Source organism: Cupriavidus sp. R6-3, assembly GCF_059772245.1.
Genome location: NZ_JCBAJO010000006.1, coordinates 61304 through 72700, shown reverse-complemented (window position 1 = coordinate 72700; position 11397 = coordinate 61304). Strand labels below are relative to the sequence as shown.

The following is an 11397-nucleotide window of genomic DNA, read 5'->3' as shown; positions in this document are numbered from 1 at the left end:
GGAACGCGCCGCCGCGACTATGGGCAGACCGCGATCGTCTCGCATGTCGCCTGCAGCCATCCGCTGCCCGGCTGGGCCTGGGAACGCTTCACCGAGCAGGGGCCGCTGGCGCTGCTGCCGCACGATCTGGACGACGACCCGCATGGCGACGGCGGCTCGGGCTACGCGCTGGTCTGGTGCTGCTCGCCCGAGGAGGCCGCGCGGCGCCTGGCGCTGGACGACGCCCGCTTCCTGGCCGAGCTCGGCGAGGTCTTCGGTCCGCGCATGGGACGCTTCACGCGGGTCGGCAAGCGTCACGCCTTCCCGCTGGGCCTCAATGCCGCGGAGCTGACCGTCAAGGGCCGGCTGGTGGCGATCGGCAACGCCGCGCAGACCCTGCATCCGGTCGCCGGCCAGGGGCTGAACCTGGGGCTGCGCGATGCCTTCGCGCTGGCGGACGAGCTGCGCACCGCCTGCACGCCGCAGGCGCTGGCCGCATTCGGCGCACGCCACCGGCTCGATCGCGCGGTGACCATCGGCGTCACCGACCTGCTGCCGCGCGTGTTCGGCATTCCCTATCCGCTGGCCGCGCACGCGCGCGGCGCCTCGCTGGCCGCGCTGGCCTGCCTGTCGCCGCTGAAGCACGCGCTGGCGCGTCAGATGATCTACGGCATGCGCCGCTGATCCCGCTGGCGCAACGAGTCGTCGGGAGTTCGGAGCCGGCTCCCGGCCGCTCCGGTCCCATGTCGCGCCGCAGCACATCGGCCCTGCTTATTTATTGGGCAGCCGGCCGGTTTAGCGGTAAAATCCCGCCCTCGCACATGCCCCCCGCTTCACCGCCGACGCTGCTTCGGCCGGGCATGCCTTTCGCCATTCGATCCGTGACACCGCCCAGTGGCGCCCGGTCACGGCCAGCCTTTCTGGACGTCGCCGGACCCTAGCCGTGCAAATCGGACCTCACCAACTTCGCAACAACCTGTTCGTCGCGCCGATGGCCGGCGTCACGGACCGCCCCTTCCGCCAGCTGTGCAAGACGCTCGGCGCGGGCTATGCGGTCTCGGAGATGGTGGCGTCGAACGCGCAGCTGTGGAAGAGCGAAAAGACCATGCGCCGCGCCAACCACGACGGCGAGGTCGAGCCGATCGCGGTGCAGATCGCCGGCGCCGAGCCCGGCATGATGGCGGAGGCGGCGCGCTACAACGTCGACCGCGGCGCGCAGATCATCGATATCAACATGGGTTGCCCCGCCAAGAAGGTCTGCAACGTCGCGGCCGGCTCGGCGCTGCTGCAGAACGAGCCGCTGGTGGTGCGCATCGTCGAGGCGGTGGTCGGCGCGGTCGGCGACCGTGTGCCTGTCACGCTGAAGATCCGCACCGGCTGGGACCGGCAGAACCGCAACGCGGTGCGCGTCGCGCGCATGGCCGAAGCGGCAGGCATCAGCATGCTGACCGTGCATGGCCGCACGCGCGCGGACCTGTACCACGGCGAGGCCGAGTACGAGACGATTGCCGCGGTCAAGGACGCGATCCGCATCCCGGTGGTCGCCAACGGCGACATCACCACGCCGCAGAAGGCGCGCCACGTGCTGGCAGTTACCGGCGCCGACGCGATCATGATCGGCCGCGCCGCGCAGGGACGCCCGTGGCTGTTCCGCGAGATCGCGCACTTCCTGGCCACCGGCGAGCTGCTGCCGGCGCCGGAAGTGGCCGAGATCCGCGCCATCATGAACGCGCATCTGCAGGACCACTACGCCTTCTATGGCGAATTCACCGGCGTGCGTACCGCTCGCAAGCATATTGCCTGGTACACGCGCGGGCTCAAGGGTGCCAACCTGTTCCGGCACCGGATGAACACACTGGAAAGCACCGAGGCGCAGCTGGCCGCCGTCAACGCTTTCTTCGACGAGCAGGCCGCGCTGTCCGACCGGCTGGTGTATGTCGACGAAGGCGAAGCACAGACCGGCGCATCGAACAACAACAACAGGGAGTTGCTTGCCGCATGAGCCGCAATGTTATCGACCAATGCATCCGGGACAGCCTGAGCGCCTACTTCCGCGATCTGGACGGCGAGCAGCCGTCGAACATGTACAACATGGTGCTGGAGGCGGTGGAACGGCCGCTGCTGGAGACGGTGATGGCGCGTGCCGACCGCAACCAGTCGCTGGCCGCGGCCTATCTCGGCATCAATCGCAATACGCTGCGCAAGAAGCTGCAGCAGCACGGTTTACTTTGAAGCGTCCTCCATCACCATGATCAAGCAAGCCCTTCTCTCCGTTTCCGACAAGACCGGCATCGTCGACTTCGCGCGCGAACTGCATGCGCTCGGCGTGACGCTGCTGTCCACCGGCGGCACCGCCAAACTGCTCGCCGACGCCGGCCTGCCGGTCACGGAAGTGGCCGACTACACCGGCTTCCCCGAGATGCTCGACGGCCGCGTCAAGACGCTGCACCCGAAGGTGCACGGCGGCATCCTGGCGCGCCGCGACCTGCCGGAACACATGGCCGCGCTGGCCGCGCACGACATCCCGACCATCGACCTGCTGGTGGTCAACCTGTACCCGTTCCAGCAGACCGTCGCCAAGGACGACTGCACGCTGCCCGACGCGATCGAGAACATCGACATCGGCGGCCCGACCATGCTGCGCTCGGCGGCGAAGAACCATCGCGACGTGACGGTGATCGTCGATCCGGCCGACTACGCGCCGGTGCTCGACGAAATGCGCGCCAACGGCAACCAGGTCGGCTACGACACCAACTTCCGGCTGGCCACCAAGGTGTTCGCGCATACCGCGCAATACGACGGCGCCATCACCAACTACCTGACCAGCCTCGGCCCGGACAAGTCGCACCAGGCCCGCAGCGCCTATCCGCAGACGCTGAACCTGGCGTTCGAGAAGGTGCAGGAGATGCGCTACGGCGAGAACCCGCACCAGTCGGCGGCGTTCTATCGCGACCTGAAGGCCGTCGACGGCGCGCTGGCCAACTACGTGCAGCTGCAGGGCAAGGAGCTGTCGTACAACAACATCGCCGACGCCGATGCGGCGTGGGAATGCGTCAAGTCCTTCGGGCCCGGCGATGGCGCGGCGTGCGTCATCATCAAGCACGCCAACCCGTGCGGCGTGGCGATCGGCGCCAATGCGCTGGAGGCCTACGAGAAGGCGTTCAAGACCGATTCGACCTCGGCCTTCGGCGGCATCATCGCCTTCAACGTCGAGCTCGACGGCGCGGCCGCGCAGGCGGTCGCCAAGCAGTTCGTCGAGGTGCTGATCGCGCCGTCGTTCAGCGCGCAAGCACGCGAGGTGTTCGCCGCCAAGCAGAACGTGCGCCTGCTGGAAATTCCGCTCGGCAAGGGCGTCAACCAGTATGACCTGAAGCGCGTCGGCGGCGGCCTGCTGCTGCAAAGCCCGGACGCCAAGAACGTGCAGCCGTCCGAGCTGCGCGTCGTCACCAAGCGCCATCCGACGCCGAAGGAAATGAGCGATCTGCTGTTCGCGTGGCGCGTCGCCAAGTTCGTCAAGTCCAACGCCATCGTGTTCTGCGGCGGCGGCATGACGCTCGGCGTCGGCGCCGGCCAGATGAGCCGCGTGGACTCGGCCCGCATCGCCAGCATCAAGGCGCAGAACGCCGGCCTGACGCTGGCCGGCTCGGCGGTGGCCTCCGACGCGTTCTTCCCGTTCCGCGACGGCCTGGACGTGGTGGTCGACGCGGGCGCGACCTGCGTGATCCAGCCGGGCGGCTCGATGCGCGACGACGAAGTGATCGCCGCCGCGGACGAACGCAATATCGCGATGGTGCTGACCGGCACCCGGCATTTCCGGCATTGAGTCCGGACCAAGGGGACCGAGCGGCAACGCGCCGCTCGCAGCCGGGCGAGCAGATCGAATGAGCGGTACGAACGCGCAGTTCGACGAGCACCGGCTGTCCTCTCCCCTGCCCCTCTCCCGCTAGCGGGAGAGGGAACCTTGACGACCCTCAAGCCGCGCGCGCCAACCTTTGAATGCGCTTGCGCGGCTTTCGTGAGGCAGTCCAAAGATCATAGGCGGACTGCAAACCGATCCACATCTCGCTGCTGGTGCCCAGCGCGTCTTCCAGCCGCAGGGCGATATCGGGCGTGATCGCGGCGTGTCCGTTGACGATGCGCGATAGCGTCGCCCGCGTGACGCCGATATGTCGCGCGAAATCGGTCAGCGTCATGGCATCCAGGTCGCGCAGCCATTCGGCGAGCACCGTACCCGGATGCGGTGGGTTGTGCATCCTCGTCATGATTCGATCCCCTCGATAGCCTAGTGATAGTCCTGGTATCCACCCTCTGAGAGCTTTGGCTTTACGCCCGGCGATTTGCGGGATTCGACGACCGTAACGAACGCGCTTACACTAGCGGCCAACCTAGACTCATTGATCCAATGCGCATCCTCGGCATCGACCCCGGCCTTCGTACCACCGGCTTCGGCGTGGTCGAAAAGCACGGCCACAAGCTCGCCTACATCGCCTCGGGCACCATCAAGAGCGATGGCAACGGCAGCCTGCCCGAGCGTCTGAAGACGCTGTATGACGGCATTGCCGAGGTCACGCGAACCTATGCGCCCGATTGCGCGGCGATCGAGAAGGTGTTCGTCAACGTCAATCCGCAATCGACGCTGCTGCTCGGGCAGGCCCGTGGCGCGGCGATCTGCGGGCTGGTGGGCTATGGCCTGCCGGTGTTCGAATACACCGCGCTGCAGTTGAAGGTCGCCGTGGTGGGCTATGGCCGCGCCAACAAGGCGCAGGTGCAGGAGATGGTGGCGCGGCTGCTGGCCCTGCCCGGCCATCCCAGCTCCGATGCGGCCGACGCGCTCGGCGTGGCGATCTGCCATGCCAATGGCGGCGATACGCTTGCCACGCTGAGCGGCCTGGCGCCCGAACTCGCGCGCAAGGGCGTGCGGGTGCGGCGCGGCAGACTGGTCGGCTAGCGCCGGCTCTTTCGGTTCTCGGGCTCTCGGGCTCTCGGGCTCTCGGGCTCTCCGGCTCTCCGACTCTCCGGCTCTCCGGCTCTCCGGCTCTCCGGCTCTCCAGCTCTCCGGCTCTCCAGCTCTCCAGCTCTCCAGCTCCCCGGCTCTCGGGCTCTCGCGGCTCTCCAGCCCCCGCGGCGCTGACGGCGTCCCAGGCGACGCCCGCCTCACTTACAATCGGCCTCATCCCGCGCTCGAGGAGGCCGCATGTCCCGTCCCAGCTTGATCCCCCGTTTTGCCTTGCAGCCCGCCGCGCGGCTCCACGCCGCGATGTCGGCCGCGATACTGGCCGCCCTGCTCGCGGGCTGCGCCACCCAACCCGTGCCGCCCGCCGCGCCTGCCGCCGAACCGCCGCAAGCCCAACCGGCACCGCCGAAGCCCAAGCCGCTGGTGATCGGCCATCGCGGCGCCAGCGCGCTGCGGCCCGAACACACGCTGGCCGCGTACACCAAGGCGATCGAGGACGGCGCCGACCTGATCGAACCCGATCTGGTCGTCACCCGCGACGGCGTGCTGGTGGCCCGGCACGAAAACGAGATCGGGGGCACCACCAACGTCTCCACGCTGCCGCAGTTCGCCGACCGCAAGCGCATCAAGGTGATCGACGGCGAGCGGCTGGAAGGCTGGTTCACCGAGGACTTCACGCTGGCCGAGCTGAAGACGCTGCGGGCGCGCGAGCGCATTCCGAAGCTGCGCCCGGCCAATACGCAATACGACGACAAGTTCGAGATCCCGACGCTCGCCGAGATCATCGAACTGGCCGCCAATGCCTCGCGCCGCAGCGGCAGGACCATCGGCCTCTATATCGAGACCAAGCATTCGAGCTACTTCCGCGGCATCGGCCTGCCGATCGAAGAGAAGCTGGTCGACGCGCTGCGCGCCAACGCCCACACGCGCCGCGCGCCGGTCTATCTGCAATCGTTCGAGACCGCCAATCTGCGCGCGCTGCGGCAGCGCATCGGCAAGTCGATGCCGAACGTCAAGCTGGTACAGCTGATCGGCAATGCCACGAAGGCGCCGGCCGACTGGCGCCTGGCCGGCGATACGCGCCGCTACGCGGACATGGTCACGCCGCTGGGACTGCGCGAGGTGGCCACCTATGCCGACGGCATCGGCCCCGAGCGCACGCACGTGCTGCCGCGCGACAGCGCCGGCGCGCTCGGCACGCCGACCGCGCTGGTACGCGACGCGCATGCAGCCGGCCTGGTCGTGCATCCCTACACGCTGCGGCCCGAGAACGCCTTCCTGCCCAAGAGCCTGCGCGGCCCGGGCGGGGACGCGGCGCGGCATCCGGCCGGCATGATCCGCGAGGCGCGGGCGCTGATCGACGCCGGCGTGGACGGCTTCTTCACCGACGATCCGGCGCTCGGCCGCCGCGCGGTGGATGTGCCGTAGAACCGGCGTAGAAGCGCCGTAGAAGCGCCGTAGAAGCGGAGTAGACCCGCCGCAGACACGCCATGGACCGCCATGGAGCCCCGTGGTCGCGCGGCGGACGCTCTGCCTCGCTGCGCTACACTGGCGCCCTTTCAGACCGACCCATGCCGGCGTGCGCAACAACGCGCCGGCAGCCCATCCCCCGCAAGCCACCATGATCGGACGCATCGCCGGCACCCTCATCGAGAAGAATCCCCCGCATCTGCTGGTCGACTGCCACGGCGTCGGCTATGAGGTCGACGTGCCGATGAGCACCTTCTACAACCTGCCCGCGGTCGGCCAGCCCGTCACGCTGCTGACGCAGCTGATCGTCCGCGAGGATGCGCATCTGCTGTACGGCTTCGGCAGCGCCGAGGAACGCAATACCTTCCGCGAGCTGATCAAGATCAGCGGCATCGGCGCGCGCATGGCGCTGGCGGTGCTGTCGGGCATGTCGGTCGCCGAACTGGCGCAGGCCATCACGCTGCAGGAGGCCGGCCGGCTGACGCGCATTCCCGGCATCGGCAAGAAGACCGCCGAACGGCTGCTGCTGGAGCTCAAAGGCAAGCTCGGCGCGGAGCTCGGCCACGTCGGCGGCGCGGCGGCCGCGCAAGACAGCGCCGCCGATATCCTGAACGCGCTGCTGGCGCTGGGCTATTCCGACAAGGAGGCCGCCGCGGCGACCAAGCAGGTGCCGGCCGGCACCGGCGTCTCCGAAGGGATCAAGCTCGCGCTGAAGGCCCTGTCGAAGGGCTGAGGCCGCGCGGCGGCGCAGGCCGGTGTGCAGCAGTGGGCGAGCCGGCATGCGAGCCGGTGTGCAGGCGGTGTGCGAGCCGGTGTGCGAGCCGGTGTGCGAGCCCGTGCGCGAGCCGGTGTGCGAGCCCGTGTGCGGGCCGGTGTGCTGGCCGGCGCGCGAGCCCCCGCGTGACCTGTGCCCGCTGAGACGGCGGCCGGCGCCGATGATGCCGTGGGCTACAATCGAGCCAGTTTTCCCGCCTCCGCCCCATGATCCAGACCGACAAGTTCGCCCCGAGCCGCCCTGCCGACAGCGGCGACCGCCTGATCGCCGCCACGCCCGCCTCCAGCAGCGAGGAGGCCTTCGAGCGCGCGCTGCGGCCCAAGCTGCTCGACGACTATGTCGGCCAGCAGAAGGTGCGCGACCAGCTCGACATCTTCATGCACGCGGCGCGCAATCGCCGCGAGGCGCTCGACCACGTGCTGCTGTTCGGCCCGCCGGGCCTGGGCAAGACCACGCTGGCTCATATCATCGCGCGCGAGATGGGCGTCAACCTGCGCCAGACTTCCGGGCCGGTGCTCGAGCGGCCCGGCGACCTTGCCGCGCTGCTGACCAACCTCGAAGCCAACGACGTGCTGTTCATCGACGAGATCCACCGGCTGTCGCCGGTCGTCGAGGAAATCCTGTACCCCGCGCTCGAGGACTACCAGATCGACATCATGATCGGCGAGGGCCCGGCCGCGCGCTCGGTCAAGCTGGATCTGCAGCCGTTCACGCTGGTCGGCGCCACCACGCGCGCCGGCATGTTGACCAATCCCCTGCGCGACCGCTTCGGCATCGTCGCCCGCCTGGAGTTCTATACCGCCGACGAGCTGGCCCGCATCGTGACGCGTTCGGCGCAGCTGCTGCACGCGCGCATCGATCCGACGGGCGCGCTCGAGATCGCGCGCCGCTCGCGCGGCACGCCGCGTATCGCCAACCGCCTGCTGCGGCGCGTGCGCGACTATGCCGAGGTCAAGGGCGACGGCACCATTACGCGGGAGATGGCCGATGCCGCGCTCGCGATGCTCGACGTGGACCGCGTCGGCTTCGACCTGATGGACCGCAAGCTGCTCGAGGCGATCCTGCACAAGTTCAGCGGCGGCCCGGTCGGCGTCGACAACCTGGCCGCGGCGATCGGCGAGGAGCGCGACACCATCGAGGACGTGCTCGAACCCTATCTGATCCAGCAGGGCTATCTGCAACGCACGCCGCGCGGACGCGTGGCGACGCCCGCGGCCTACCGGCACTTCGGGCTGGCGGCGCCGGGCGGCGCGCAGGGCAGCATCCTGCCGGACGAAGCATGATCCGATAAACCACCGTGGAGGCGCCGATGCGAAACGATCGAGACAGCACGATACGACGCGGGGCGCGCGCGCTGGCGCTGGCCTGCACGAAGACGGTCACGTTGATGGGCGCGTTGATGGGCGTGTTGATGGGCGTGTTGGCGGCCGGCGCCATCGGCAGCGCGAGCGCACAGACCGCGTCCGCCACCACCGCGGCAGAGATCGTCCGCATCGACGCCTCGAACGCGGTACTGGTGCGCGGACCGCAGGGTCAGCTGACCGAATTGATGACCGGCGACGAGGCTCGCCATTTCGGTACGGTCAACGCCGGTGACCGCCTGACGGTGACGCGCGGCCCGGCACGGATCACGAAGCTGGAGCCGCTGGCGAGCCGAAATGTCGCGACCGCCGAATCGGTGGACCGGCTGTCGCGCCGTCTCGACGACGGCCGGCCCGGCGTGGTGCGCGAGATCACCACCACGGCCACCGCCGAAATCGTTGCGGTCGATCCGATCGGACGCACGGTGACGTTCCGCGGCCCGCGCAACGCGGAGCACGCCGCGCGGGCGGACGACATCTCGATCGACGTGGCCGGCCTGCGGCCGGGCCAGATGGCCCGGATCGTGTATCGGGAGACGGTGGAGATTACGAGGGAGGGACGGTAGTCCCGACGCTGTCCGCTGTGATCGGAGTCGGGAAGGTTTGCTCCCCTCTCCCGCGAGCGGGACAGGGAAGAAAACCCATTGCGGCGGCTACCGGCTGACGAGCCTTGCGTCAGGCCGCTTTCGGCTGGCGCTCGCGGTCCCGCTGCTCATCGTCGACCGCACCGCTGGCGCGCGCACCCAGCGCCTCGCCGATCATCAGCAAGCTCGGGTGTTGCGGATCGATCCACGCCGCGGCTTCGCCCGCCGCCATCTGCCGCAGCGTGAACTGGCGGCTGCGCTGGTGCGGGGTCGAGGCGGCCTCGACCACCCAGGCCGGCGTCGATGCCGACTTGCCGTGCGCGATCAGCTGTGCGGCGATCGAAGCCGCCTGGTCGCGGCCCATGTAGTACACCAGCGTATCGGCCTTGACGTCGGCCTCCACGTCGATGGTGTCGGGCGCCTTCGCCTGCGTGGCAAACGCCACGCTGCGCGACACGCCGCGCTTGGTCAGCGGACGCGCGATCGCCGAGGCGGCGGCCAGCGCGGCCGTGATGCCCGGCACGATCTCGTAGGCGATGCCCGCCTCTTCCAGCGCCTGCAATTCCTCGTCGGCGCGGCCGAACAGCATCGGATCGCCGCCTTTCAGGCGCACCACGCGTTCGTACTTGTGCGCCAGGTCGACGATCTGCCGGTTGATGAAGAGCTGCGCGGTCGAGCGCTTGCCGCAGCGCTTGCCGACCTCGACCAGCCGGGCCTGGGGACACCAGGCCAGCATCTCGGGCGACACCAGCGCATCGTGCAGCACCACTTCGGCTTCGCCCAATAGTCGTGCACCACGCACCGTAATGAGGTCCGCCGCGCCGGGACCGGCGCCAATCAGGTAGACCTTGCCCATGTTGCTGCTCCTCGTGATTCCTGGACCGACTTCGATCTCGCTTCGATGTCAGGAATATGCACGGATCATGCCCGCGGCGACCGTGTGATTGGTGGCCTCGTCGATCAGCACGAACGCGCCGGTGGCCGGATTGTCGCTGTAGACGTCGCACACCACCGGCTTCTGCAGCGTGATCTGCACCGAGCCGATATCGTTCAGCCGAATGTCGTGACGGCCGGTCTCGTGCGACAGCGTATGCACGTCGAGCACGCGGTCCACCGACGACACGCGCGCGAACACGCTGGCGGTGGTGTGCTTGAGCACGTATTTGCGCGCGGTGTTCAGCGCCGCATCGTCGAACCAGCACAGGTCGGCCTGCAGCTTCTTCGCCGGCAGCGCCTGCTCGGTTTCCGCGGCGGCGGCCACGAACATGTCACCGCGCGATACATCGACGTCTTCCGCCAGCCGGATGGTGATGGTCTCGCCGGCGCTCGCCTCCTCGGCCGCGCCGTTCGGCGTCAGCACCTCGGCGACCACCGCCTCGCGGTTGGCCGGCAGCACGCGCACGGTCTGGCCGACACGGACCGTGCCCGCCTCGACGCGGCCGGCATAACCGCGGAAATCGTCGGACTGCGCACCGTCCTGGCGGATCACCAGCTGCACCGGGAAGCGCAGCGCGGCTTCGCCCTGCGGCGCGACTTCCTCGACCGGCAGCGCCTCGAGCAGCGGCAGCAGCGGCTCGCCCTGATACCAGGGCATCGCCTCGCTGGCATGCACGATGTTGTCGCCACGCAGCGCGGACACCGGCACGTAGCGCACGTCCTTCAGGCCCAGCTGGCTGGCCAGCTCCGCATAGGCGGCACGGATCTCGTTGAAGCGCTGTTCGCTGTAGTCGACCAGGTCCATCTTGTTGACCGCGACGATCACGTGCTGCAGCTCGAGCAGCTTGACGATCGCGGTATGGCGCTTGGTCTGCGCCAGCAGTTGCGCGCGGCCGTCGGCGACGGTCACGCGGGTGGCGTCGATCAGCACGATCGCGGCGTGCGCGGTCGAGGCGCCGGTGACCATGTTGCGGGTGTACTGCTCATGGCCCGGCGTATCCGCGATGATGAACTTGCGGCGCGCGGTCGAGAAATAGCGGTAGGCCACGTCGATCGTGATGCCCTGCTCGCGCTCGGCCTCGAGTCCGTCGGTCAGCAGCGAGAAGTCGATCTGCTCGCCGGCGGTGCGCTTGTTCTTGGCGTTCGCCAGCGCGGTCAGCTGGTCCGACAGCACCGCCTTGCTGTCATACAGCAGGCGGCCGATCAGCGTGCTCTTGCCGTCGTCGACCGAACCGGCGGTGATGAAACGCAGAAGGCCCTGGTGGGCGGCTTGGGTGGTCATGATGCAATCCTGTCTCTGGGCGTCGCTGCTTGCGTCGCTGCTTGCGTCGCGGCGTG

General features: G+C 68.9%; 12 protein-coding genes. 9 read left to right on the top strand and 3 right to left on the bottom strand.

The window, feature by feature from the left end; genetic code table 11:
* The 4 genes from AC6EI8_RS02740 to purH all read left to right on the top strand — a co-directional run.
* Positions 1-663: FAD-dependent monooxygenase (locus AC6EI8_RS02740; protein ID WP_498381218.1), on the top strand; the 663-nt coding region annotated here is incomplete at its 5' end.
* Between the two features lie 259 nt (positions 664-922).
* On the top strand, positions 923-1981 hold the full coding sequence (dusB, locus tag AC6EI8_RS02735; protein WP_150083324.1) for a tRNA dihydrouridine synthase DusB: 1059 nt from the start codon (positions 923-925) through the stop codon (positions 1979-1981).
* The gene (locus tag AC6EI8_RS02730; protein WP_006578759.1) at positions 1978-2211 is read left to right on the top strand and encodes a Fis family transcriptional regulator; all 234 of its coding nucleotides are present in this window, start codon (positions 1978-1980) and stop codon (positions 2209-2211) included. The genes dusB and AC6EI8_RS02730 overlap by 4 nt, the downstream gene beginning before the upstream one ends.
* A gap of 16 nt (positions 2212-2227) precedes the next feature.
* On the top strand, positions 2228-3802 hold the full coding sequence (purH, locus tag AC6EI8_RS02725; RefSeq protein ID WP_226107286.1) for a bifunctional phosphoribosylaminoimidazolecarboxamide formyltransferase/IMP cyclohydrolase: 1575 nt from the start codon (positions 2228-2230) through the stop codon (positions 3800-3802).
* A gap of 148 nt (positions 3803-3950) precedes the next feature.
* Here purH and AC6EI8_RS02720 read toward each other — a convergent pair whose 3' ends face one another.
* The gene (locus AC6EI8_RS02720) at positions 3951-4232 is read right to left on the bottom strand and encodes a HigA family addiction module antitoxin (protein ID WP_347880648.1); all 282 of its coding nucleotides are present in this window, start codon (positions 4230-4232) and stop codon (positions 3951-3953) included.
* A gap of 149 nt (positions 4233-4381) precedes the next feature.
* Here AC6EI8_RS02720 and ruvC point away from each other — a divergent pair, with 149 nt between their 5' ends.
* The 5 genes from ruvC to AC6EI8_RS02695 all read left to right on the top strand — a co-directional run bounded on the left by ruvC (position 4382) and on the right by AC6EI8_RS02695 (position 9105).
* Complete coding sequence (gene ruvC / locus AC6EI8_RS02715) at positions 4382-4927, top strand: crossover junction endodeoxyribonuclease RuvC (RefSeq protein ID WP_150083327.1); 546 nt, start codon at positions 4382-4384, stop codon at positions 4925-4927.
* A gap of 246 nt (positions 4928-5173) precedes the next feature.
* Positions 5174-6361: a glycerophosphodiester phosphodiesterase gene (locus AC6EI8_RS02710; RefSeq protein WP_226107284.1), complete on the top strand. Its 1188-nt coding sequence runs from the start codon at positions 5174-5176 to the stop codon at positions 6359-6361.
* A gap of 193 nt (positions 6362-6554) precedes the next feature.
* Positions 6555-7136: a Holliday junction branch migration protein RuvA gene (ruvA, locus tag AC6EI8_RS02705; protein WP_226107282.1), complete on the top strand. Its 582-nt coding sequence runs from the start codon at positions 6555-6557 to the stop codon at positions 7134-7136.
* 248 nt (positions 7137-7384) lie between these two features.
* Positions 7385-8461: a Holliday junction branch migration DNA helicase RuvB gene (gene ruvB, locus AC6EI8_RS02700; RefSeq protein WP_149316772.1), complete on the top strand. Its 1077-nt coding sequence runs from the start codon at positions 7385-7387 to the stop codon at positions 8459-8461.
* 14 nt (positions 8462-8475) lie between these two features.
* Positions 8476-9105 (top strand): hypothetical protein, encoded by a 630-nt coding sequence (locus AC6EI8_RS02695; protein ID WP_498381217.1) that lies wholly within the window; start codon positions 8476-8478, stop codon positions 9103-9105.
* Between the two features lie 109 nt (positions 9106-9214).
* On the opposite strand, the gene cobA is transcribed toward AC6EI8_RS02695, so the two are convergent.
* Positions 9215-9979: a uroporphyrinogen-III C-methyltransferase gene (gene cobA, locus AC6EI8_RS02690; RefSeq protein WP_265632772.1), complete on the bottom strand. Its 765-nt coding sequence runs from the start codon at positions 9977-9979 to the stop codon at positions 9215-9217.
* 48 nt (positions 9980-10027) lie between these two features.
* Complete coding sequence (locus tag AC6EI8_RS02685) at positions 10028-11341, bottom strand: sulfate adenylyltransferase subunit 1 (protein ID WP_226107276.1); 1314 nt, start codon at positions 11339-11341, stop codon at positions 10028-10030.
* Positions 11342-11397: the final 56 nt, after the last annotated feature.